The 22753-nt window shown below is 65.6% G+C and carries 21 protein-coding genes; 8 read left to right on the top strand and 13 right to left on the bottom strand.

Annotated features, from left to right (window positions below; all coding sequences use genetic code 11):
• Positions 1-166: 166 nt before the first annotated feature.
• A complete protein-coding gene (locus ACH2CY_RS22410) occupies positions 167-4981 on the bottom strand; it encodes an NAD-glutamate dehydrogenase (RefSeq protein WP_395021853.1) in 4815 nt (1604 codons plus the stop codon).
• Between the two features lie 274 nt (positions 4982-5255).
• On the opposite strand from ACH2CY_RS22410, the gene ACH2CY_RS22405 reads away from it, so the two are divergent.
• Positions 5256-5609, top strand: a complete 354-nt coding sequence (locus ACH2CY_RS22405) for a hypothetical protein (RefSeq protein ID WP_395021852.1) — start codon at positions 5256-5258, stop codon at positions 5607-5609.
• Entirely contained in the window at positions 5590-6411 is an 822-nt protein-coding gene (locus ACH2CY_RS22400; RefSeq protein ID WP_395021851.1) for a trypsin-like serine peptidase, read from the top strand. Before ACH2CY_RS22405 ends, ACH2CY_RS22400 begins: the two co-directional genes overlap by 20 nt.
• On the opposite strand, the gene nhaA is transcribed toward ACH2CY_RS22400, so the two are convergent.
• The 6 genes from nhaA to ACH2CY_RS22370 all read right to left on the bottom strand — a co-directional run bounded on the left by nhaA (position 6398) and on the right by ACH2CY_RS22370 (position 12474).
• On the bottom strand, positions 6398-7588 hold the full coding sequence (gene nhaA / locus ACH2CY_RS22395) for a Na+/H+ antiporter NhaA (RefSeq protein WP_395021854.1): 1191 nt from the start codon (positions 7586-7588) through the stop codon (positions 6398-6400). The two genes, ACH2CY_RS22400 and nhaA, sit on opposite strands and share 14 nt — an antisense overlap.
• A 343-nt stretch (positions 7589-7931) precedes the next feature.
• Positions 7932-8990 (bottom strand): hypothetical protein, encoded by a 1059-nt coding sequence (locus ACH2CY_RS22390; protein ID WP_395021850.1) that lies wholly within the window; start codon positions 8988-8990, stop codon positions 7932-7934.
• Between the two features lie 230 nt (positions 8991-9220).
• Positions 9221-9604, bottom strand: coding sequence for a heat shock protein HspQ (gene hspQ, locus ACH2CY_RS22385; protein ID WP_395021848.1), 384 nt, complete (start codon positions 9602-9604; stop codon positions 9221-9223).
• A 364-nt stretch (positions 9605-9968) separates the two neighbouring features.
• Complete coding sequence (locus ACH2CY_RS22380) at positions 9969-10463, bottom strand: MarR family winged helix-turn-helix transcriptional regulator (RefSeq protein ID WP_395021846.1); 495 nt, start codon at positions 10461-10463, stop codon at positions 9969-9971.
• Between the two features lie 91 nt (positions 10464-10554).
• Positions 10555-10713, bottom strand: coding sequence for a hypothetical protein (locus ACH2CY_RS22375; protein WP_395021845.1), 159 nt, complete (start codon positions 10711-10713; stop codon positions 10555-10557).
• A 294-nt stretch (positions 10714-11007) separates the two neighbouring features.
• Complete coding sequence (locus tag ACH2CY_RS22370; RefSeq protein WP_395021844.1) at positions 11008-12474, bottom strand: AMP nucleosidase; 1467 nt, start codon at positions 12472-12474, stop codon at positions 11008-11010.
• 146 nt (positions 12475-12620) lie between these two features.
• Here ACH2CY_RS22370 and ACH2CY_RS22365 point away from each other — a divergent pair, with 146 nt between their 5' ends.
• A complete protein-coding gene (locus tag ACH2CY_RS22365; protein WP_395021841.1) occupies positions 12621-13286 on the top strand; it encodes a MarC family protein in 666 nt (221 codons plus the stop codon).
• Between the two features lie 3 nt (positions 13287-13289).
• Here the strand turns inward: ACH2CY_RS22365 and ACH2CY_RS22360 are convergent, their stop codons facing one another.
• Positions 13290-13898 (bottom strand): ankyrin repeat domain-containing protein, encoded by a 609-nt coding sequence (locus ACH2CY_RS22360; RefSeq protein WP_395021840.1) that lies wholly within the window; start codon positions 13896-13898, stop codon positions 13290-13292.
• Between the two features lie 96 nt (positions 13899-13994).
• Between ACH2CY_RS22360 and ACH2CY_RS22355 the strand changes: the two genes are divergently transcribed.
• Positions 13995-14603, top strand: a complete 609-nt coding sequence (locus tag ACH2CY_RS22355) for a glutathione S-transferase family protein (RefSeq protein ID WP_395021839.1) — start codon at positions 13995-13997, stop codon at positions 14601-14603.
• Here ACH2CY_RS22355 and ACH2CY_RS22350 read toward each other — a convergent pair.
• Positions 14582-15466 (bottom strand): hypothetical protein, encoded by an 885-nt coding sequence (locus ACH2CY_RS22350; protein WP_395021837.1) that lies wholly within the window; start codon positions 15464-15466, stop codon positions 14582-14584. The genes ACH2CY_RS22355 and ACH2CY_RS22350 overlap by 22 nt on opposite strands.
• A 66-nt stretch (positions 15467-15532) precedes the next feature.
• Here ACH2CY_RS22350 and ACH2CY_RS22345 point away from each other — a divergent pair, with 66 nt between their 5' ends.
• On the top strand, positions 15533-16153 hold the full coding sequence (locus ACH2CY_RS22345; protein ID WP_395021836.1) for a flavin reductase family protein: 621 nt from the start codon (positions 15533-15535) through the stop codon (positions 16151-16153).
• Between the two features lie 23 nt (positions 16154-16176).
• A complete protein-coding gene (locus ACH2CY_RS22340) occupies positions 16177-16779 on the top strand; it encodes a hypothetical protein (protein ID WP_395021835.1) in 603 nt (200 codons plus the stop codon).
• A 1-nt stretch (position 16780) separates the two neighbouring features.
• Here the strand turns inward: ACH2CY_RS22340 and ACH2CY_RS22335 are convergent, their stop codons facing one another.
• The 4 genes from ACH2CY_RS22335 to ACH2CY_RS22320 form a co-directional block, all read right to left on the bottom strand.
• Positions 16781-17434, bottom strand: a complete 654-nt coding sequence (locus tag ACH2CY_RS22335) for a hypothetical protein (RefSeq protein WP_395021834.1) — start codon at positions 17432-17434, stop codon at positions 16781-16783.
• Between the two features lie 128 nt (positions 17435-17562).
• Positions 17563-19275, bottom strand: coding sequence for a flotillin family protein (locus ACH2CY_RS22330; RefSeq protein WP_395021833.1), 1713 nt, complete (start codon positions 19273-19275; stop codon positions 17563-17565).
• A 163-nt stretch (positions 19276-19438) separates the two neighbouring features.
• A complete protein-coding gene (locus ACH2CY_RS22325; RefSeq protein ID WP_395021831.1) occupies positions 19439-20155 on the bottom strand; it encodes an OB-fold-containig protein in 717 nt (238 codons plus the stop codon).
• Between the two features lie 3 nt (positions 20156-20158).
• Positions 20159-20719 (bottom strand): hypothetical protein, encoded by a 561-nt coding sequence (locus ACH2CY_RS22320; RefSeq protein ID WP_395021830.1) that lies wholly within the window; start codon positions 20717-20719, stop codon positions 20159-20161.
• Positions 20720-20944: 225 nt separating this feature from the next.
• On the opposite strand from ACH2CY_RS22320, the gene ACH2CY_RS22315 reads away from it, so the two are divergent.
• Complete coding sequence (locus ACH2CY_RS22315; protein WP_395021829.1) at positions 20945-21460, top strand: PAS domain-containing protein; 516 nt, start codon at positions 20945-20947, stop codon at positions 21458-21460.
• A 273-nt stretch (positions 21461-21733) separates the two neighbouring features.
• Positions 21734-22546 (top strand): hypothetical protein, encoded by an 813-nt coding sequence (locus ACH2CY_RS22310; RefSeq protein ID WP_395021827.1) that lies wholly within the window; start codon positions 21734-21736, stop codon positions 22544-22546.
• The last annotated feature ends 207 nt before the right edge of the window (positions 22547-22753 follow it).

Here is a 22753-nt window from a genome sequence, read left to right as displayed (position 1 = left end):
CGTCGCGGACGCCATCTCGGCCAGCGGTCAATCGCGACCGCACCAAACAGGCCGGACATATGGACGCAATCGATCCGATTCAAAGCCGCCCTATCTTGCAACACGGGGGCCGTCCACATATGGATCCTCCGCCTTCGCGGAGGATGACGAGGCTATAGATGCCTCGTCACTCCATCACGCTCCGGAGCGCCCGGTTGGCCACTGCCAGCATCGAGAGCTCGATCTTGCCGACCTGCCGCAAGTCCGCGAACAGCTGGTCGATGCGTTGCGCCGTCACGGCACGCCCGGCGCGCCAGGCTTCGATCGCCTCCTTGGCGGGCTTGCCCTTCTGATCCGCCAGCACCGCGGCCGTCAGATCGCGCTGATGGCCGTACAGGTCGTCGATGATGGCGAAGACCGCGAGCCGGTCCCAATGGTTGTCGCCGATCAGTTTGCGGGCACCCTCGCGCAGCCAGTCGAGGCAGAACACCGTGCCGATCTCGTAGTAGACCGCTGCCGCCGCCTCGACCCTGATCTTGGCCTTGGTGGCGATCCGCACGATGTCCAGCGAGGACCAGAGCTGCGGCAGGTTGGCGATCCGGACCGCGAGATCCTGCGGCACGCCTTTCTCCATCAGCGCCGCCCGGTACTGGTCCATGTCGGTCCGGTCGGATTCCGAGATCAGCTCATACATCGCGGCTTCGAGCGCGGTGATGCCCGGCTGGGCCTCGGCCAGCAGTGCCGAGACGTCGAGCGGATGCGCGCCGTTCCTGAGGAACCATGACGTCGCCGGCTCGGCGAGCCGGTTGATCTCGATCAGCATCTCGGTCTGGGTCTTGGCATCGACCTTGTTGTCCAAGGCCTCGATCGCCGACCAGAGCTCGCGGAAGCGGAAGGTCTCGCGCACGATGGCATAGGCGCGCGCCACGGCATTCGCGGGCTGGCCGGTCTTCTCGCGGATCACATGAACGAAGGTCGATCCCACTCGGTTCACCAGCGAGTTGGTGACCAGCGTCGCGATGATCTCCCGGCGCAGGCGATGCTTCTCGATCTGCGGCCGGAATTCCGACTTCAGCGCCGGCGGGAAGTAGTCGTAGAGATCCTGCACCAGCCGCGGATCGTCGGGGAGATCCGAGGGCAGCAGCTCGTCATAGAGCGTGGTCTTGGAATAGGCCAGCAGCACCGCCAGCTCCGGCCTGGTCAGGCCGATCCGCTGGGCCAGCCGCTCGCGCATGATCTCGTCGTCGGGCAGGAACTCGATCGCGCGGTCGAGCTTGCCGGCGCGCTCCAGCGCCCGCATGAAGCGGTTCTGCTGGTCGAGCAAGGTGAAGCTCAGGTTCTCCGCCACCGACAGGGCCTGGGACTGCAGGTAGTTGTGCCGCAGCACCAGCTTCGCGACGTCGTCGGTCATCGAGGCCAGCAACTTGTCGCGCTGCTTCATGGTGAGGTCGCCGTTGGCGACCGACTCGTTCAAGAGGATCTTGATGTTGACCTCATGGTCCGAGGTGTCGACGCCGGCCGAATTGTCGAGCGCGTCGGTATTGAGCTTCCGACCATGGAGCGCTGCCTCGATCCGGCCCCTCTGGGTGAAGCCGAGGTTGGCGCCCTCGCCGATCACCTTGGCCTTGACCTGGTTGCCGTTGATGCGGATCGCGTCATTGGCGCGGTCGCCGACCTCGAGATGGGTCTCGTCGGTCGCTTTCACATAGGTGCCGATGCCGCCGAGGAACAAGAGATCGACCTCGGCGACCAGGATCGCCTTGATCACCTCGTTCGGCGTCACCTGCTCCTTCATGAGCCCGATCGCCTTCTGCGCTTCTGCGGAGAGCTTGATCGACTTGGCGCGCCGCTCGTAGATGCCGCCGCCTTGGGAGATCAGCTTCGCGTCGTAATCCGCCCAGGTCGAGCGGGGCAGGTCGAACATCCGCTTGCGCTCGGCGAAGCTCGCCTTCGGGTCCGGGTTGGGATCGATGAAGATATGCATGTGGTTGAAGGCGGCGATCAGCCGCGTTTCGCCCGAGCAGAGCATGCCGTTGCCGAACACGTCGCCCGACATGTCGCCGACGCCGACGCAGGTGAAGGGCTGCGTCTGGATGTCGGTCCCGAGCTCGCGGAAATGCCGCTTCACATTCTCCCAGGCGCCGCGGGCGGTGATGCCCATCTTCTTGTGGTCGTAGCCGGCCGAACCACCCGAGGCAAAGGCATCGTCCAGCCAGAAGCCATAGGCGCGGCTGACCGCGTTCGCGATGTCGGAGAAGGTCGCGGTGCCCTTGTCGGCCGCGACCACGAGATAGGGATCGTCCTCGTCGTGGCGCACCACCTGCGGCGGCGGCACCACCTTGCCGCCGACCAGGTTATCGGTGAGATCGAGCAATCCCTTCATCAGGGTCTGATAGCAGCGGATCACCTCCGCCTGCATGGTCTCGCGATCCGCGTTGACCGGCGGCCGCTTCACCACGAAGCCGCCCTTGGAGCCGACCGGCACGATGACCGCGTTCTTCACCATCTGCGCCTTCATCAGGCCCAGCACCTCGGTGCGGAAATCCTCCTTGCGGTCGGACCAGCGGATGCCGCCGCGCGCGACCTTCCCGCCACGGAGATGCACGGCCTCGGCATGCGGCGCGTAGACGAAGACCTCGACCAGCGGCCGCGGCAGCGGCAGCTCGTCCAGCTTCTGGGAATCCAGCTTGAAGGAGATGTATTCCTTCACGCCGCCATTGGCCGGCGGCTGGAAGAAGTTGGTGCGCAAGGTATTGACCACCGCGTTGACGTAGCGGCGCAGGATGCGGTCATCGTCGAGATTGCTGACGCCTTCCAGCATCTGCTCGATCTCGGCGTTGATCTTCGCGGTGCCGGCCACCCGGTCACCGGTGAAGGCGGGATCGTTCCTGAGATGGAACAGCCGCACGATCGCCTGGGTGATCTTCGGATTGCCGCAGAGCGTCGCCTCCATGTAGGCCTGGCTGAAGGCGATCGCCGCCTGCCGCAGATATTTGCAATAGGCGCGGATCAAAGCCACGTCGCGCCAGGCGAGCCCCGCCGTCAGCACCAGCCGGTTGAAGCCGTCGTCCTCGAGCTCGGCGGTCCAGATCCGCGCATAGGCGTCCTGGAAACGATCGCGGAGCTCGGCGACGTCGATCTCGGCGCCGTCGGCGGTCACCATGGCGAAGTCATGGATCCAGACCGGCTCGTCCATGCCGGCCGGCTCGACCGCATAGGCATTCTCGCTGATCACCCTGAGGCCGAAATTCTCCAGCGAGGGCAGCACGTTCGACAGCGCGATCTTCTCGGTTGCGCGATAGAGCTTCAGGTGCAGCGCGTTGCCCGCCGCCTCGACCGGACGATAGAGGTTGATCGGCGGCGTGGTGGCCTTGAGAGCCTGCTCGACGCGCTCGATGTCGGCGACCGCCGCCCGCGCGCCGAACTGCTCCTGGAAGCCCAGGGGGAAGGCCTCCTGATAGCGTTTCAGCAGTGCGAGTCCGGTGGCCTCGCCCTTGATCTCGACCAGGGCCTCTTTCATCCGGTCGCGCCAGGAACGGCAGGCATCGGCGATCTGGGTCTCGATCTCCTTGAGATTGACCGCCGGGATCTCGCCCGGCGTGGTGGCGACGATCACGTTCAGTCTGGCGAGTGGCCCGTCATCCATATGCGTATAGTAGGTCGAGACCTTGCCGTTGAAGGCCCGCGCCAGGATCTCCTGGATGGTCAGCCTTATGTCGGTGGTCATCCGGTCGCGCGGCAGATAGACGAAGCAGGAGATGAAGCGCTCGTAAGGATCGCGGCGCACGAACAGGGCGACCCGCTGGCGCTCCTGCAGATTGAGGATGCCGATCGCAATGTCGTAGAGCTCGTCCTCGGTCGCCTGGAACAGCTCGTCGCGCGGGAAGGTCTCGAGGATATGCTCCAGCGCCTTCTCGTCGTGGCTGTTCTTGTTGAAGCCGGCGCGCTTCGCGACCAGCGCCACCTTGTGGCGGAGCAGCGGGATGTCCCAGGGGCTGCGGCTGTAGGCGACCGAGGTGAACAGGCCGACGAACAGCCGCTCGCCGATCACCTTGCCCTTCTTGTCGAAGCGCTTGATGCCGATCGCATCCATCGGCGCGTCGCGGTGCACGGTGGATCGCAAGCTCGCCTTGGTGACCAGTAGGGGCTTGGGTTGGTTGATGAAGCTGCGGATCTCCGGCGGCGCGTCCTTGCGGTTGCGGATGCCTTCGAACACCCGGGTGTTGAAATCCTTCAAGACGCCGAGCGACGGCCCGTCGGTGATGCTGTAGCTGGCATCCTTGCCGCTGCCGGCCAGCGCGTATTCGCGATAGCCGAGGAAGGTGAAGTGGTTGTCGGCGACCCATTTCAGGAAGGCGAGCGCTTCCTCGCTCTCCGCCTTGTCGACGCCGGCCGGCATGGAGGCGACGTCGTCGATCGCGTGCATCAGCTCGGCGAGCATCGCCTGCCAGTCGGCCACCGCCGCACGCACGTCGCTGAGCACCGCCTCGATCCGCGCCTTCACTTCTTCCATGCGCGCGCCGCTCGCGGCCTGCGCGACCCGGAGCTGCATCACCGATTCCGCCGGCGCCTCGGCCTTGCCGATCGAGAGCAGCTTGCCGGAGGCGTCGCGCTCGATCCGCATGATCGGGTGGATGACCAGATGCACCGCCATGTCCTGGCGATTCAATTCCGCGGTCACCGAATCGACCAGGAACGGCATGTCGTCGTTGACCACGTCGATGATCGTGTGCGGGCTCTTCCAGCCGTGCTCCTCGACCTCGGGGTTGAAGACTCGCACCTTGGGCGAGCCGGGCGTGCGCTTCTGCGCGAAGTTGAACAGCGAGAGTGCGGCCGAGAACAGGTCCTCCGGCGCCTCGCCCGCGATGTCGTCGGCGGCGACATTGGCGTAGAAGGCGCGGATGAAGTCTTCGACCGCCTTCTGGCGCGGTCGCTCGATGCGCTCACCGACGAAGCGCAGGATGTCGTCGATGAATTTCGTCTTCAGGTTTTCGGCTCGCATGATCGGCTCGCTGGGGACTGTGATGCGAAAGGTTGGAAACGCGGTGGCAGCCGGGTCGCGGAATTCCAGGGATTTTCGGCATGAACAGGGTAAAGACTAGCTTAAGGCGCCTGCATCCGCCAGTTACCGAACCATCGATAATGCCCGCCCGTTCGCTCTAAGTGCCTGTCGATGCGACGGTTTTTCCCGTCGTTTGTTCACCCTCCATTAAACATCTGTTGCGAAATTCAGGCTCGACTTGAAGCGACGCTTTCGCGCGCAAAGGAGCCTGGCCATGCTGATGGATGATGTGCGCGGCGAAGTCGTGCTGCGGCGCCTGCCGCCGGACATCCTGCACAGCCTCTCGACCGAGCAGGTCGCCGCGATCCGCAACGCCGCGAGCTCGGCCCGCGCCCGGCGCCATCCGATCGATGCGCGCTTCGGCATGCGCCTGCCGCTGCTCGGCCGCTCCTATCTCGTCCTCCTGGTCGGCAAGGACATGCGCAGCCCCAAGCGCATCGCCGCCGACCGCCAGCTGCGCCCGACCGATCGCCTGAGCACCTTGCTGCTGGCATTGTTCGGCATCTCCGCCTTCGCCCTTGCCGCGCTGATCGGCGTGGTGGTCCAGAATGCCTTTCTGGCGGGCTAGCGCCGCTTTCCTGCTGGCGCTCGGTCTTGCGCTTCCGGCCTTCGCCGATCCCGCGGCGACCGGGCTGGCGCCGACCGCGGCGCCGGCCGCTGCCGCGCGATCGACGCTGCGGATCGGCATCGTCGGCGTCGACAACCGGGTGCCGGCGGATTCCACGCAATGGCCCTGGATCGCCATCGGCCGCCTGAACCGCGAGATCGGCGGCCATTGCACCGCGGCGCTAATCGGCGCGCGCCAGGTGCTGACCGCCGCGCATTGCCTGTTCAACACCACGACCCAGCGCTGGGCCTTGCCGGTCGAGGTGCATTTCGTCGCCGGCTACCGGCGTGGGAAGTATGCCGCCCACAGCAAGGCGCAACGCTTCACCATCGCGCCCGGCTACAACCCCAACCGCCGCAACGAACTCACGGAGATAGCGCGCGATTGGGCGATCATCGAGCTCGAGCAACCGCTCGATGTGAAGCCGATCCCGCTGACCAAGCGCTCGCTGGAAGACACCATGGCCGCGGCGAAGTCCGGCGAGCTGAATGTCGCGGGCTATGCCGTGGATTACGGCGAGCAGCTGATGCGCGACCAGGGCTGCCAGTTGCTCGGCGAAGCGACCGACTTCAAGCTGCTGAAGCATCGCTGCGACGTGACCTTCGGTGTCTCCGGCGCACCATTGCTGCTGATCCAGGACGGCCAGGCCGAGATCATCGGCATCCACAACGCCATCGCCGGCACCGACAAGAACCCGATCGCGACCGCGGTCCCGGTCTCCGCTTTTGCCAAGAGCGTCAGCGGGGCACTCAGCCTGAAATAGCGCCTGGAGGTGCGGCCCGCGGCGCCAGCCGCAGCACCAGATAGCCGAACACCGCTGACAGGATCGAGCCCGTCAGCACGCCGAGCCGCAGCGAAGCCGCGGTTTCCGGCCCGCTGAAGGCCAGGGTGCCGATGAACAGGCTCATGGTGAAGCCGATCCCGGTCAAGACGCTTGCGCCGTACATCTGCGCCCAGGTGACCCGCTCCGGCAGGCGGAACAGGCCCAGGGCCACGCCGAGCACCGCCACCAGCATCACGCCCAGCTGCTTGCCGATGAAGAGGCCGCCGGCGATGCCGAGGCCGATCGGCTGCAGGAAGGCCTGGAGCCCGATCCCGCCGCCCAGCGGCACGCCGGCATTGGCGAAGGCGAAGACCGGCATGATCCCGAAGGTGACCCAGGGATGCAGCGCGTGCTCGCAGCGCCGCAGCGGCGTCTGCTCGCGCGGCCCCGCAACTCTGAGCGGAATGGCAAAGGCGATGGCGACGCCGGCCAGCGTGGCATGCACCCCGGATTTCAGCACGCAGATCCAGATGAAGATGCCGACCAGGACATAGGGGGCGAGCTTCAGGACGCCAAGCCGGTTCAGCACGGCCAGCCCCAGAATCCCGAGCGCCGCCAGGCCGAGCGAGATCAGCGAGAGATCCGCGGTGTAGAAGATCGCGATGATCACGATCGCGCCGAGATCGTCGATGATCGCCAGCGCCAGCAGAAAGATCTTCAGGCCCTCGGGGATGCGCCCGCCGAGCAGCGCCATCACGCCCACGGCAAAGGCGATGTCGGTCGCGGCCGGGATCGCCCAGCCGGCGTGGTTCTCCGGGACCGTCCAGTTGAAGGCGAGATAGACCAGCGCCGGCATCGCCATCCCGCCCAGGGCGCAGAGCCCCGGCAGCGCCACCTGGCGCGCGCTGGAGAGCTCGCCTTCCAGGACCTCGCGCTTGATCTCCAGCCCGACCAGGAAGAAGAACACCGCCATCAGGCCGTCGTTGATCCAATGGATCAGTGTCTTCTGGAAGGCGAAGGTGCCGAGTGTGACGCCGAGGTCCAGCTCCAGCAGCCCTTCATAGAGCCAGGCCAGCGGCGAATTGCTGATCACCAGCGCCAGCGCCGCGGCGATCAGCAGCAGGATGCCGCCGGCGCTCTCGAGCCTCACAAAATCGCGCAATGCCTGCAGCGGCACCGGCAATGCGGTCGATCTGTTCGATTCCTGGTCACCCGGCATGCGTCCCCTCGGCGAGTCACTGCCGCATAGATAGGGGGCTCAGTGCCGGGTGTCCTGCAATTTCGGAACGTCGACCCCTTAGGAGGCGACGAAATGCGGCGCCCAGAGAATGAGGGTGATCAGCGCGCCGAAAACGGCACCTTCGCCGATCTGATGGATGACTTTGTGGATCCCGGTCCCCGTGGACTGCATGCGAAACATCGCAAAACTCACCCTCTGTATTAATTATGTACCCATAATGTTCTCATTTTATTCCAGAGTCAAGCGCGCTCGATGGCGCCGTCCGAGAATGCGGAAGGGGTCAGTTCGTGACGGTGGCGGAGGCCTTGATCGGCTGCAGCTCCGGTGCCGGCGCCGCACTCGGCTCGCCCGGTGCGGCGACGGGCGCGGCGATCGGTTCTTGGACGGCGGGCCGGCTGTTGCGCAGCTCATTTAGCAGGTCGCCATAGGCCCAGACCACCTCGGGCTGGACGTCCGGCGACTTCAGGATGGGCCGCAGCTTCTCAACCCGCGCCACCAGGTCGTCCTTGCCGAAGACCTTTTCCTTCGGGAAATGCACGCCGAGCGCGGCGCCATAGAAGTCGAGCTCCTCGAACCGCGGTCCGACCGGAAACTCGGTCAGCGCCTTCACCTTGCCATCGGCCCAGCGGCCGAGCAGCCGGTCCTTGCCGTTGTTGCGCTCGATGAAGCTGTAGAACGCGCCGTCATACCAGCTGGGCAGGTTGAGCTCCGGATGATTGCCGCGCCCGACCTGCCGCTCCAGGATCAAGGCGTCGCTGAGATCGGTGATCGGGCTCTGCGTCGTGCAGACCCCGGCATAGCCGGCGCGGGTGAACTTGATCAGCATGGCGACGTTGTCTTTCTGATAGCAGACGTCACCGCTGGCCTTGCGATAGAGCACCATCTGGTCGGTCGAGGAAGCGGCATAGCCGGCGACGGAATAGCTGGTCTGGGTCAGCACCTTCATGCAATCGATGTCGCATCCGGAAGAGGGCAGTACCAGGACGTCGTGCTGCGCCTCCGGCTTCAGGAAGGCGCGTTGCTCCAGCTCGCGAACCTCGAGCATCTGCAGATAGCCGGCCGCGAGGAAGCCCACGGCCGCGAGGGTCGCGGCGAAGACCGGGCTCAAAGTGAGGCCGATGCGCTTTCGGGTCTTGCCGAGGATGACCAGCGTCGCCGGCGGCACCACGATGCCGAGCGCGATCAGGATCCCGAGCGTGCCGGTGTAGTTGAGGAAGGCCGAGAGAAATTCCGGCAGGATGCGCAGCAGGCCGAAGCCGAGGCCCCAGGCCGTCGCCAGCACCAGTAGGCCGATCAGGATGTCGCCGCAGCAGCGCAGCACCGGAAACGACGCGCGCATCGAGTCCTCAGTCGTCGTTGCAATTCTCCCCTGCGAAGGAAGCTACGCGTGTGCTGGTTAACGTCAAGGAAATCGCGCCAAATATGCTGAATTTTGCAGGGAACCGTGGCGCGCGCGCATCACTTTTCCCGCGCAATTCACATTCGCCATCCGCTTTGCTGTGAATTACCGGCTATTCAGGCCGCATTGCAGCGCAGCGGACAGCAGGAGCGAAACGCGAGTCGACTCGGTCAGTTCGGCTTCATCGCCTTCATGCGATAGGTGCCGCGCTTCGGGCTGCTGAACATCTCGCGCAGCAGCGGGTGGCGGCAGGGCTCGCCGCTGTCGTCGGCCAGCAGGTTCTGCTCCGAGACATAGGCGACGTAGGTGGTCTCCGCGTTCTCGGCCAGCAGGTGATAGAACGGCTGGTCCTTGTGCGGGCGCACGTCTTCGGGGATCGAGGCGAGCCATTCCTCGGTGTTGTCGAACACCGGGTCGACGTCGAACACGACGCCGCGGAACGGGAATACCCGGTGCTTCACAACGTCGCCGATCTTGAACTTCGCTTCGCGGAAGATGCCGGTGCCGGCCGAAGCGGCCGGTGCTGCCGCGCTGGGCGCAATGGCATCAGGCATGGTTGATTCTGTCCCCGTCGGCATTTTGCCGCCGATCCTTTCCGATCGTCCCCGGTTTGAAGCTAGTCACGCGCCTGACGCCGTACAAGCGAGATGCGTCGGGCTGCGCGCGATTGCGCCGAACCGTGACGATTCCGCATCATCGAAGGGTTGCGTTAACTGCTTAAGAAACGCCGAAACCGCGCCGGTTGTTCCGACTTCCACATCGAACCTTGGGCGCTGAATTGGTGCGATGTGGTTTGCGCATAAAGTTGCGCATTAACACTGCCTCAATTGGATGGTGCAGGCAGTTGAGCCAATCGCTCGATTGGTCGCGTGAACCCAGTCCTGGGTTCATTCGGGGCCTGGGCTCAATCGGCCCGGTTCAATCGGGAAGCGGACAGCCTTCCCGTTCGCAGGCGCCGGAATCGCAATAGCGGCAGGTGTGATCCGCCTGCGCCCGGCCGGTCACCAGGTTGTTGAGCATCTGCGGCAGCAGCCGCTCCAGCACCTTCCGGTCCGCGGCGCTGATTCCGCTCAACGCCTTGCCGAGACTTTTGCGGCGGCCTTCGAGCAGGCGCTCCGCCACCTTCGCGCCGGCCTTGGTGAGCACCAGGACGACCGCGCGTTTGTCGTCGCAGGTCTCGCGCGCCACCCAGCCCGCCTGGCTGAGGCGATCGACCAGCCGCACCGTACCCGAATGGCTAAGGGTGAGATAACGCGCCAGCGCCTCGATCCGCGTATCCGGATTCTCATGGATCAGGATCATGGCGGCCGGCGCGCTGTCTCCGACCGCGCAGGCCTCGTCGAAGGCGTTGTCCATGCTGTCGTTGACGGCGACGCTGAACGCGCCCAGCAGGTTCTCGAGCCGCGTGGTCATGGTCTCGTCCCTCGAAGGATCGGAATCGTCACCCTCCAGGGAAATATGCGCGGAGCACATAGTCGTCAAGCCCCCGAACTTGTCGCGGAACTCAGCGGGCGCGCCGGCGGCGGCGCTCCGCCTCGAGGCGGTCGTCATTCCCGTCGCCCATCACATCGCCGATCAGCCAGGGGGCGCGGAGCAGGGCCGGCCACATCAGGAAGCTCAAGCCATGCGGGACGCGGTTGTCCTTACGATTGCTGCGATCCATGACGTTCCTCCGTTCTGACTGCGTCAGCCATGATGTATGACTGATGCATGTATTTATATGTGTGACGCATACACATTGTCAAGTCCCCACGGAGGATGGCACTCAGCGCCCCGAATCAGGGCCGGTCAACGCGTTGCGGGGTTGGGGCGGGCGCTGGAGCGATCCAATGGCGTAACGTGTGATCACGCGCACAGATATTCCGGCCTATCGATTGAACCTATTCATAAGTCGATAAAAACGGGCGGCGGCGCGGAGGCCCAGGCGCGGGCCAGGCCGCTCCAGCGGAACCAGACGCTACTGGAACGCCACTTCGGCGAAGCTCCGGAGCTTCCGCGAATGCAGCTTGTCCAGCCCCAGGGCGCGCAGCCGCTCCATGGTGCGGATGCCGATCTTCAGGTGCTGGCCGACCTGCTGCTTGTAGAAGGCGTCGGCCATGCCGGGCAGCTTCAATTCGCCGTGCAGCGGCTTGTCGGAAACGCAGAGCAGGGTGCCGTAGGGCACCCGGAACCGGAATCCGTTGGCGGCGATGGTGGCGCTCTCCATGTCGAGGGCGATGGCGCGGCTCTGGCTGAAGCGCTGCACCGGCTCGGCATAGTCGCGGAGCTCCCAGTTGCGGTTGTCGATGGTGGCGACCGTCCCGGTGCGCATCACGCCTTTGAGCCCCTGGTCCTTAAGGCCGGTCACCTCGCTGACCGCGCGTTCCAGCGCCACCTGGATCTCGGCCAAGGCCGGGATCGGAATCCACAGCGGCAGATCGGCGTCGAGCACATGGTCGTCGCGCACATAGGCATGGGCGAGCACGTAATCGCCGAGCTTCTGCGTGTTGCGCAGGCCCGCGCAATGCCCGAGCATGATCCAGGCATGCGGCCTTAACACCGCCACATGGTCGGTGATGGTCTTCGCATTGGAAGGCCCGATGCCGATATTCACCATGGTGATGCCGGAATGGCCCGGCCGGGTCAGGTGATAGGCCGGCATCTGCGGCAGCCGCTGGGTCGAGGGTGGCGGCGGGGTCTCGCCGGGCCTGGTCACCCGGTCGCCCGGCTCGACGAAGGCCTGGTACTCGCCGCCGCCCTGTCGCATCAGCTCCTGGGCGTGCCGCACGAACTCGTCGATGTAGAACTGGTAGTTGGTGAACAGCACGAAGTTCTGGAAATGCTGCGGCGAGGTCGCGGTGTAATGCTTCAGCCGGAACAGCGAGTAGTCGACCCGCGGCGCGGTGAACAAGGCCAGCGGGTGCGGCACGCCGGGCGGGATGACCGCGGTGCCGTTGACGATGTTGTCGTCCATCGCCGCGAGATCCGGCAGGTCGAACAGGTTGCGCAAGTTCTGCAGCGATTCCGGCGTCAGCTCGCCCTCGACATGCACGTCGGGGAAGGCGAAATGCACCGGGATCGGCGTCTCGCTGACCCCGACCTCGATCCCGACCCGGTGGTTGCGGATCAGCTGGTCGATCTGCTCCGTGTAATAGTGGCGGAAGAGATCGGGCCGGGTCACCGTGGTCACGAAGGTGCCCGGCCGATCGACGAAGCCATAGGAGAGCAGGGTGTCGCGCGGGCTGAAGCCGGAGACCGTGATCGCGACGTAAGGGTAGCAGGCGCGCACCGGCCGGGCCGGCGCGCTGCCGCCGACATAGGCGCGGAAGGCCTCGCGCAGCCGCGCGGTGTTGGCGTCGTAGATGTCATGGAGCCGCGCTACCGCGGCCTCGGCGCTGTCAAACCGTTCCGGCTTGAAGGCCTCTGGAGCAAGGGGTCGATTCATCGCCGGATTCTTAGCACAGGGCGAGGCGTCTGCGTAGGGGCGACGAATTCCCCGCGACCGCGCGCTCCAGCCTCCTGGTCCCGCGCGGCGCCGCGTGCTACCAAGGAGGCACGGCCGCCGCGACCCCGGAGCCCCAAGACGGCACGATGAGCGATTCTCTCCAGACCTACTTGCTGGCGCTTTCGGCGCTGTTCTCGATCGTCAACCCGCTGGGCTCGGCCTTCATCGTCAGCACGGTCACCGCCGGCCGCGCCTCGGCCGAGCGGGTGCAGCTCGCCAGCAAGATCGCGCTCTATTCGGCGATCGTCATGCTGGTGGCGCTCTGGGGCGGCGCCTATGTCCTCTCCTTCTTCGGCATCAGCCTCTCGGCCCTGCGCATCGCCGGCGGCGTCGTGGTCGCGGTCAATGCCTTCAGCCTGCTGCAGGCGCCGGAGACCACCGAGGCCCGCAAGCAGCGCCAGGCCTCCGAGGCCGAAGGCATCGACGCCGTCGCCTTCTTCCCGCTGACCATTCCCTTCACCACCGGCCCCGGCACCATCGCGGTCGCCATCACGCTCGGCTCCAACCGGCCTTACGCCGGAGAAGCGGCTTTGAGCTTCGTGCTCGGCGCCTCGGCGGCGGCCTTGACCGTCGCCGCCATCGTCTGGGTCACCTATGCCTTTGCCGACAAGATGGAACGGCTGCTCGGCCGCTCCAAGGCCCAGGTGGTCTCGCGCCTCGCCGCCTTCCTGCTGCTCTGCGTCGGCACCCAGATTGCGCTCAGCGGCGTCACCGATTTCATCAACGGCCTGAAGCTCGCCGGCGCGGCGTAAGCGTCAGCGGGCACCGGCCGCTTCCAGCAGCGCCGTGATCTTGGCATAGCCGCGCTGCCTGGCATGCTGCAGCGGCCGCACCTTGTCCTTGTCGGCCAGATTGGGATCGGCGCCGGCCTTCAGCAGCGCCTGCACGATCTGCTGATGCCGCTTGCCGCCGTCGGCGAGGATGATCGCCTCCAGCAGGCCGGTCCAGCCCAGCCGGTTCACGTGATCGACCGGGACGCCGGCCTTGATCAGCAGCTTCACCGCATCGACATGGCCGCGCTCGCAGGCCGGGATCAGCGCCGATCCGCCATAGCGATTGACCCGGGCGAAATCCGGCCCCGGCCTGGCGGCGATCAGGAGCTTCAGGATCTCGACATCGCCCAGTGCGCCCGCCAGCAGGAAGGGCGAGTCCTTGATGTTGTCCTGCGCATTCACGTCGGCGCCGGCCTGGACCAGCAGCTTCACCGCCGCGAGGTCGCGCTTGCGGACCGCCAGCAGCAACGCCGTCGCCCGCGCCGCATTGCGCGCCGTCACCGCTGCGCCCTGTTTCAGCAGCTTCCGCAACCCCGTGCGATCGCCGCGCTCGACGGCCTTGAGCACGGCCTTCCCTGGGTCGATCGGCATCCATTCCCCCGCGTGATTTCCGTCACGCCTGAAATTCTAGGGTGGCGTGCCCGAAGATGCTAGGTTCCACCCAACATCAGGGGGCATTCGCGAAACATGATTCTCGTCGGCCAATACGATTCGCCTTACGTGCGCCGCGTGGCGATCTCGCTCCGCGTGCTCGGCTTCGCCTATGAGCACGACACCCGCTCTGTGTTCGGCGATTTCGATTCCATCCGCAAGACCAACCCGACCGGCCGCATTCCGGCGCTGGTGCTGGACGACGGCACGGTGCTGGTCGATTCCGGCGTCATCCTCGACTATCTCGATGAGACGGTCGGACCGGCGCGGGCGCTGATCCCGCCCTCCGGTCCGGCGCGCCGCCAGGTGCTGCACCGCGTGGCGCTGGCTTCCGCCGCCATCGACAAGGCCGGCGCCGCCAACTACGAGCGCCTGCTGCGCCCGCAGCAATACCAATGGCCGGAATGGATCCAACGCCTGCAGACCCAGGCGGTCGGCGCCATCGAAGCACTCGAGGAACTCGCCTGGCCCGCCGACGCGCCGCTCGACCAGGCGCAGGTCACCACCGTCTGCCTGCTGCGCTATATCGCGCTCCGCTCGCCCGATCTCGCGCCGCGCGCGCAATTCCCCAATCTCGCGGCGCTTGCCGCAAGGTTCGAGCCGCGGCCGGAATTCCTGGCGACCTATCCGCCGGACGACAGCTGAACGTCCTTCGCCGGCTTCTGCGCCTCGAAATCCGCGCGCAAGGCGGCCAGCGCTTCCGCCGACAGGCCCTCGACATTGCCGTAGTCGCGCTTCCACCCGCTGTCGTCGCTCCAGCGCAGCGGCGACTGCAGGGTGGTTCGTGCCGCCGTGGCCTGTTCCAGGAGATCGAGCGCGAGGCTGAGCGTCAGATCCTGCGACGCGATGTCGTTCGGCCGCCCCGCCGCATTGCCGAGCGGGAAATCCGAGAACAGGAAGCGCGGCACGCCGGCCAATTCCACGATATCCCTGGCCGCGCCCATGACCACGGTCGGAATCCCGTTCGCCTCCAGATGCCGCGCCACCAGGCTGAGGCTCTGGTGACAGACCGGGCAGTTCGGCACCAGGATTGCCGCATCGACGCCGTCGGCGCGGCACTGCGCCAGCACCACCGGCGCGTATTCATCGCGCGTCACCCGCTGGCTGCGGTTGGTCGGCACGCCATGGAAATGCTCCGCCACGCCGCCGATCCGGTTGGAACGCTTCAGCGCCGCCAGCGGAAGGAAGCTGCCCTGGTCCTCGGCCGTCGTATGCTTGAAATCGATCGCCACATGGTTGATGCCGAGCGCCGGTTCGGGCGCGATCGGCGCGGCATAGACCGCGGCGAACTTGGCCCGGCCGTTGTAGCGCGCGCCCGGCGCCTGGTCGCCCCGGCCGGGCAGTTTCAGCGATGCCGTGGTGACCAGCGCGACCCGGCTCTCCCGCAACGGCTTGCGCAGCGGCTGGAACGGCGCCTCGGCATGCGCCGCCCAGCGATAGGGCGCGGGATAACCGAGCGCCGCGTAGTAATCCCGGGTGCGCGCGATGTAGGAAATGGGCGCGTTCATGCTAGGTTGCCGCCATTCGTCGCTCCCGCGCGCCGAGGCGCGCCTGTAACGGTAGGGATCATCACCTTGGCAGACTACCACGTCTACGAACCGAAGCACGGCCATGGCCTGGCCCATGATCCCTTGAATGCGATCGTCGTGCCGCGGCCGATCGGCTGGATCTCGAGCCTGGACGGGCAGGGGCGGCGCAACCTCGCGCCCTACAGCTTCTTCAATCTCTACACCTACAAGCCGCCGATCGTCGGTTTCTCCTCCAACGGCTGGAAGGACAGCGTGGCGAACATCGCGGAGACGAAGGAATTCGTCTGGAACCTCGCCACCCGCGATCTCGCCGAGCCGATGAACGCGACCAGCGCGCCCTTGCCCCACGGCGCCGACGAGTTCGCGCGCGCCGGGCTGGACGCAGCGCCCTCGCTCCAGGTGAAGCCGCCCCGGGTCGCCTTGAGCCCGGTCGCCTTCGAATGCAAGCTGACCCAGATAATTCCGCTCACCAACCTCGCCGGAGAAGAGGTGAATTCCTGGCTGACCTTGGGCGAGGTGGTCTGCATCCATATCGACAAGCGCCTGATCGTGGACGGGGTCTACGACACCGTGGCGGCGAAACCGATCGCCCGCGGCGGCGGCCCGGCCGACTACTTCGCGGTCGAGGAAAGCGTGCGCTTCCAGATGCGCCGCCCGACCGCATGAGGAGAAAGCGTGGTTGGCGCGCCTTGCTGCCGCTGCCGCGCGATCCCCATGCCCGCTTTCTGCCTCAGGCGCTGATCTGGGCGGTTGTCCTGCAAGGCTTGGTCTCCATCGCGGTGGCGATTGCGGCGCCGCACTGGCCGGTCACTTTCTCCGCCGCGATAGAGGCGCAGCTGCCCGGCCTGACCGCCGCGTTCGCCCATACGCCGCGGGTCGAGGCCCTGCTGGCCGACGGCGATGAACGCGGCTATGCCCCGGAGACCCGGGAGGCGCGGCGGCTCGCCTACGGCGTCAGCCATCTGGTGATTGCGCTGAGCCTCGTTGCCACGCTGGCCGGTTTCGGAATCCTGCTGCTGCGCGGCATCCGTGCTGAATCCTATTCGGTGCGGGTGTCCGGTCTGGTGCGCACCGGCGCCGATCCGGTCATGCACCTTGTCATTGCCGGCGTGCCGCTGGTCCTGGCGGCCGGTGCCGCGGCGCTGCTCTACTTCGGCTTCCTGGCGAATGCGCAGAATCTGAAAAGGGACATGCTTGTCCCCCTGGTCATGTTCATCGACCTGATGCTGCTTTGCGCGCTGGCGCAGTTGGCCGGCCTGCTGCACCGCGCCCTGCTGCGCCCTAGCGCCTGACTCAATAGCCCAGCAGCGCCCGGATCTCGCCGGGGCTGCAGCGCAGCGAGATCTTGTTGTATTCCGCGCGGGTGTCGAAGACGGCATGCCGGCGGGCCTTCTGATCGGCATGAGCCTGGCGGACGCGCTGGATCAGGCCGCTCATCTCCCGGTCCAGGGCCGCGGTGGCGGCCTCCATCGTCCCGGCGGTGGCGCCGCGCCGCGAAGCACCTTCCACCGCCGCGGCAATGCTCTCTTTGAGCAGCGGCAGCATCTCCCGCTCGAGATCGACATGCTGCTGCTCATGCTCTTCGGTCGCCTGATAGGCGCAGCTGCCGGGTTTCAGCTCCGCGGCGAGGTTCACGACCAGGTGCAGGGTCACCGTCACCGCAACCTTGTTGAAGGTGGCGCAAGCGCCGGTCCCGGCTTGCACCATGTCGAAGCCGTAGTCGATCGCGGTCTCCAGCGAAACCTCGGTCATGCCGAGCGCATGCCAGCCCGCGCCCAGTCCCTTCGCACCCAGCCCGCCGGCCCGCTCGGCCAGCGCCCGGGTGGAGAGCGACCGGTTGGTTTGCAGCGGCGCCTCCGCGGCGGTGACGGAGACCACGGGCGCTTCCGGCGCCACGCAATCGGCCGCCGCTTGCGTGACGCTCGCCGCCAGGGCGGCCGTGATCAAAAAGGGGATCAACAGGGGGAGAAGAATCCGCATGCGACAGGAATAGGACGTCTCCGCCGCTTTGGCTGCTCAAAAAAAGTTGCGCCCGGCCGGTCGAAACCGGGCCGGGCGCTGTTCAGTCTGGCCGTTTAGTTCTGGTGCTCGGCCGGCGGCGTGTTCGCCTTGGCGGCGGCGATCAGGCTCTGCACCGGGTTGCCGTCGGCATGGAAGCCGGCCTCCTTCAGCAGGCTGTCGATCACCGGCGACTGCGCGCGATAGGCGAGCAGCGCGTCGACCAGGCTGTCCGCCTTGCCGCCGCCATTCCCGCCGCCACCGGCACCGGTGATGCCGGCGAGCCCGCCGCCCATATCGATGATCCGCACCTCGCCGATCTTCTCCAAGGGGCGCACCGCTTCCGCCAAGGCGATCGGCAGGATGCGCAGCCGCTCCTTGGTGATCTCCAGCTCGATCACCGCCGCGGACATCGCGTTCCGCGCCTCGTTGATCTTGCGCTGGCCTTCGGCCTCGACGGCATAGGTCTTCTCCAAGGCATCGGCCTTGATCTTCGCCGCGTCCGCCTCGGCCTGCGCCGAGATCTTTACCGCCTGCGCGGTGTTCTGCGCCGCTTCCTTCTCCGCCTCGGCGGCGACCGTGATCTTGGTCGCCTCCTGCTCGGCCTGCTGGCGCGCCATGATCACCGCGGTCTGGCGGTCACGCTCGGCGATCGCCACCTTGCGCGCGGTCTCGACCGATTCCAAGGCACTGGTGGCGACGGCGCGGGCCTCTTCGGCCTTGGCCTGCGCCACCGACTGCTCCTGGCTCTTGGCCGCAACCACGATCGAGCGGTCCTGGTCTGCGAGCTCGACGTCACGCTGCTTGGCGATCCGCAGGGTCTCGGCGGTGCGATCCGCCTCGGTCTGCTTCTGCGCGATCACCAGCTGCGCGTCGATGGTCGCCGATTCCTGCACCTTCTTCGCCAAAGCCTGGCGTTCGGCGATCGCCTGCTCGGCCTCGATCTTCGCCGTGGCTTCGGCACGCTGCGCCTCGGCCTCCTTCAGCGCGGATTCGGCACGGGTCGCCGCCGACTTGTTGACGATGTCGCGCTGCTGGTTGAGCTCGGCCTCCTTCTTCTGGCGCTCGATCTCCAGGGTCTTCTGCCGCGCGTCGAGATCCTGCTGCGCGATGTTGACCTCGGCTGAGCGCACGGTCTGGTTCCTCTCCTGCCGCTTGGCCTCCGTGATCTTGGTCAGCGCGGTCAGGCCTTCCGCGTCGAAGGCATTGTTGGGGTTGAAATACTTGGTGTCGGTCTGGTCGAGCTTGGTCAATGACGCGCTCTCCAGCTCGAGGCCGTTCAGCTCGAGATCGCTGGAGACCGTGTTCTGCACCGATTTCACGAAGGCCGCGCGCTGCTCCTGCAGGTCGGCCAAGGTCATGGTCGCCGCCACCGAGCGCAAGGCATCGACGAACTTCGCCTCCACCAGCTCACGCAGCAAGGCGGCGTCGTTGGTGCGCGCACCCAAGGTCTGCGCCGCCAGGCCGATCGACTGTGCATCCGGCTTCACCCGGACGTAGAACTCGACGCCGATATCGACCCGCATGCGGTCCTTGCTGATCATCGCCTCGGCGTTGTCGCGACGCACGTCGAGCCTGAGCGTCTGCAGGTTGACCCAGGCGATCGAATGAAAGACCGGGAGCACCAGCGAACCCCCGTCCAGCACGACTTTCTGCCCGCCGAAGCCGGTGCGCACATAGGCGCGGTCCTTCTCCGAGCGGCGATAGAGCCTGGCCAGCACGATGCCGATGGCGATCAAGGCCACCAGCAACAGCACGGCCGGAACTATCAATTGAAAGATCATGTCCATGTTACGTCCTCACCTCCGAGTCACCGGACCAAAGCCGCCGGCAGGCCCCCGCGACCCACGCGCGGGGATTCTTGGAAGGGTGAGGGGTCGAAGATTCTCTCCACCCGAATCTCCGACCCGCGCCCACCCCCCGTCAAACTCTCTTCCCTGTCCTCCGAGGCGCTCAGCGCGCAGGAGGATCAAGCTGCCTTTCCGCGCTGGGCACCACGGTCAGCGTCCCGCCGATCCGATCGACCACCAGCACGCTGGTGCCCTGGTCGATGGTGAGATTCTCGCGCGCCGCCAGCACCCGCGGGAAATGCGCGTTGCCATGCGCGTCCATCACTTTCGCGCGCCCGGCGGAGTCCCAATCCACCGGACCGAGCGTCACGACGCCTGTGCGCCCGATCAGCGATTCCTCATCGACCGCATAGCTCTCGTCGCGCGGCAGGAAGCGCGCCAGAACCCGGCTGACGCCGCGCGTGGTCGGGATGACGCCGAGAAAGGCGAGCAGCGCGGCGACCACGGTCGGCAGGGGTGTCGCGACATGCATCGCCACGATCTGGATCGCCAGCCCCACCACCGAGAAGACGCCGAGCGCCGCCATCAGCAGGATCAGCAGCGGCACCCGCCCGGCGTTCAGCCAGTCGTAGAAGCTGCCGAACAGGTTTCCCGAGGGCGTATCGGCCGGCATCTCCGCATGCACGTCCAGCACCGAGCCATGCTCGACATGTGCATGAAGGTCGGCATCGGCATGGTCGAGCCCGAGCAGGTGATCGACCGCGCCCGACAGCGAGTGTCCGAACACCAGGCTGACGATCTCGATCGCGCAAAGCCCCACCAGCACCAGCCCCGCAATCACGAAGGGCTGGAACCCGACCTCTGTCAGAAACGAAAACATGGCCTACCCCGAAGCAGTCACACCCTCGACAACCGACAAGCGCACGGCGATCAGCAGCTCCAGTTCTCCCTCCCCCGCCGACGCATGTCGGCCTTCGCCGACGGCCTTCGGGGGAGGGCTGGGGTGGGGGTGCGGCCGCACGCTGTCGCGCGCTTGCTTTCCCTTCACCAGCAATCTCGCCGGACTCTTGCCATTCCATTCCGCGCCGTAGCCGGCGACGCGGAAGGGGATGGTGACGCGTCCGCTCAAGGTGGCGATCGAGACCAGCTCGATGCCTTTCAGCCCGTAGAGTTTCTCGTCGAGCGGCGCGCCCTCTACAATCTTGCCGCGCCGTCGCTGCACGAAGTCCTTCAGGGCGAGCGTCACCGCGCGCGCCTGCAGGCCGCTTTCCTTCCGTGCCGCCTCGTAGAAATGGCGGTGCAGTGCCACCAGGTTGTCGCCGTGCTCGGCCGGCACGTTGCCGTCGAGCCAGCGCAGCAGATCCCGATGCGCATCCACCGTTTGCCGCAACAGCGCGGCTGCGGGTTCATCATCTCCGCCGAATCCACCGGTGAGCAACTGCAACCGGCAGTGCCCGAACTCCCCGCCTTTACGACCCCTGGTCACGGAATACGATAAAAGCACCGATCGGGTGCTTTTCAAGCTTTCGTGAACGATATTTTGTGGTTAAGTCGAAAAAGGGAAGCAAAACAGGGATTTGCGGTCGAAGGGATTTGCGGTGCATCAATGCATGCCGCCGGCGCTGTGCTAGAGCACGCCGGAACCGTCGATCCGAGCCACCGAGACAGAATGACGAGCACCGGCGCTTCCTCGACCACCGGCTATCCCCGCACCACCTCGATCGACTTCCTCGAGCGTTGCCGCCCGTCGACCGCCGCCTTCTATCGCTACTGGGACAGCAAGCGCGGCGGCCGCGTGATGCCGTCCCGCGCCGACATCGATCCCTTGGAGATGAAGCCCTGGCTTGCCGGCACCGCCTTGGTCGATGTGGCGCGCGAGCCGCCGGGCCGCCTGCGCCCCTACGCGCTGCGCTACCGCCTGATCGGCACGCGGCCGACCCTCTTGCGCGGCCAGGACGTCACCGGCATGCGGGTCGAGAGCGGCTATTTCGGCGCCAATGTCGAGGCGGCGCTGGAGAACTACCGCTTGGTGATCGAGGAGAAGACCCTGGTCTACGACTGGGACCGCACCCCGTCCTCCGACGGCTTCTCCCGCGAAGCCGAAACCCTGCTGCTGCCCTTGAGCACGGATGGCGAGGTTGTCGACATGGTGCTGGTCTACCAGGAAGTGGATACGCTGCGCTGAGGCCGGCTTGGCCGCAAAGAGAAGGCGATGCTACATTGCTGCATCCCCGGACTGGTTCGAGGCTGATCGACAACGGATCGGCCGCGCGCTGATCGCCTAAGGCCGCAACGCAAGCGACCTGCCCATCGCAAACACTCTCCGCGCAACCGTCCTGGTCGGCTTCAGAGTTGGAACGACGAAGTGGCGCTGGAGCACGCGGCAAGGGCTCGACGCAGATCGATCCGCCGATCATTATTTGCCGCCGAAATGGACATGGAGACTCGGAAACGTGGCATGGCCAGAGTTGATTTCGTCATAGACGATGCGACCGCTGCGAAGGCCTTTGTGAGGAAGCTGCCTCGAAAGCTTGTCCGTGCGCGATTTGCTTCACTAAGTGACTGGGAGCCAGCTCACATCGTCCTTGTTACGCTAGATGATCGCGTCGTCGCCATGGCCGACTGTGTCATGACCGACGATGGAAGTGGCGCGAACGCTAGTTTACTAGCCGATCGCTCATTTGGAGCCTATTCGGTAAAGGCGTTGCTGAAGTTAAAGCAACTTGTAGGCGCGACTTGCTGGTTGTCGACACTACGAAAGCCAACGGAAGCGACGGTCGCAATTTCACGTCGTTTCTTCGATCTAACCTATGACCAACTCGCTTGGCAGATGTCGAATCATCTGGTCAGCTTGTACGGCTTGCAATCTCATCTGCAACCTTTCCCAATCCTCATATCCAACAGTTTTCTTAAGGAACACGGGATTCCGCTTCTACGCGACCTGGACGCTCGTTCGAAGGCCCAACTCTTATCTTTCGGCGCGGACCCCTTCGGCAAAATCATTCGAGGTCCGGATGGGAGAGAGTTGCATCCAGGATACTTAATGGGAATTGTATTTGAACTGCTTGAACTGTCGTACCGGGATCGGCAGGAGGTGACGCGCTTTATGTTGGTTTCAATGGCGTCCTTAAAGGGTGCTGACATCAATTTCTCTGAGTTTGAAAAAATGATCGATAAGAATGCCATCACAAGGTTCGCATCCAAGGCGATGAGCTGCGGAGAGAACTCTGGCGAGGCTAGCGATGGCGTCTTTTCCATAGATAGGCTGTAAGGCTATTTGGAATCGACAGGTCGAAAAGAAGCAACAGTCAAAGCCCCTGATGGGGATCTTGGTGGTTGCAAGATCGAAGGACTAGCGCTCAGAGCTGAGCGGCCGCTGCACATGATCGGTTTCAAGACAAGATTTACCGGCACCGCTCGTTACATCACCGCGACCTCGAATCGCAGTCAATGCCAGCGTCACGTTGGGCCGCTCGCT

The organism is Dongia sp., from assembly GCF_041905885.1.
GTDB lineage: Bacteria > Pseudomonadota > Alphaproteobacteria > Dongiales > Dongiaceae > Dongia.
This window is presented reverse-complemented; position numbering and strand designations above follow the sequence as displayed.

Excerpts from the sequence above, each read along its gene's own strand:
- ACH2CY_RS22410 (WP_395021853.1), bottom strand. The coding sequence starts at position 4,981 with ATGCGAGCCGAAAACCTGAAGACGAAATTCATCGACGACATCCTGCGC.
- ACH2CY_RS22405 (WP_395021852.1), top strand. The coding sequence starts at position 5,256 with ATGCTGATGGATGATGTGCGCGGCGAAGTCGTGCTGCGGCGCCTGCCG.
- ACH2CY_RS22400 (WP_395021851.1), top strand. The coding sequence starts at position 5,590 with ATGCCTTTCTGGCGGGCTAGCGCCGCTTTCCTGCTGGCGCTCGGTCTT.
- ACH2CY_RS22390 (WP_395021850.1), bottom strand. The coding sequence starts at position 8,990 with ATGCGCGCGTCGTTTCCGGTGCTGCGCTGCTGCGGCGACATCCTGATC.
- hspQ (WP_395021848.1), bottom strand. The coding sequence starts at position 9,604 with ATGCCTGATGCCATTGCGCCCAGCGCGGCAGCACCGGCCGCTTCGGCC.
- ACH2CY_RS22380 (WP_395021846.1), bottom strand. The coding sequence starts at position 10,463 with ATGACCACGCGGCTCGAGAACCTGCTGGGCGCGTTCAGCGTCGCCGTC.
- ACH2CY_RS22375 (WP_395021845.1), bottom strand. The coding sequence starts at position 10,713 with ATGGATCGCAGCAATCGTAAGGACAACCGCGTCCCGCATGGCTTGAGC.
- ACH2CY_RS22370 (WP_395021844.1), bottom strand. The coding sequence starts at position 12,474 with ATGAATCGACCCCTTGCTCCAGAGGCCTTCAAGCCGGAACGGTTTGAC.
- ACH2CY_RS22365 (WP_395021841.1), top strand. The coding sequence starts at position 12,621 with ATGAGCGATTCTCTCCAGACCTACTTGCTGGCGCTTTCGGCGCTGTTC.
- ACH2CY_RS22360 (WP_395021840.1), bottom strand. The coding sequence starts at position 13,898 with ATGCCGATCGACCCAGGGAAGGCCGTGCTCAAGGCCGTCGAGCGCGGC.
- ACH2CY_RS22355 (WP_395021839.1), top strand. The coding sequence starts at position 13,995 with ATGATTCTCGTCGGCCAATACGATTCGCCTTACGTGCGCCGCGTGGCG.
- ACH2CY_RS22350 (WP_395021837.1), bottom strand. The coding sequence starts at position 15,466 with ATGAACGCGCCCATTTCCTACATCGCGCGCACCCGGGATTACTACGCG.
- ACH2CY_RS22330 (WP_395021833.1), bottom strand. The coding sequence starts at position 19,275 with ATGGACATGATCTTTCAATTGATAGTTCCGGCCGTGCTGTTGCTGGTG.
- ACH2CY_RS22325 (WP_395021831.1), bottom strand. The coding sequence starts at position 20,155 with ATGTTTTCGTTTCTGACAGAGGTCGGGTTCCAGCCCTTCGTGATTGCG.
- ACH2CY_RS22315 (WP_395021829.1), top strand. The coding sequence starts at position 20,945 with ATGACGAGCACCGGCGCTTCCTCGACCACCGGCTATCCCCGCACCACC.
- ACH2CY_RS22310 (WP_395021827.1), top strand. The coding sequence starts at position 21,734 with ATGGCCAGAGTTGATTTCGTCATAGACGATGCGACCGCTGCGAAGGCC.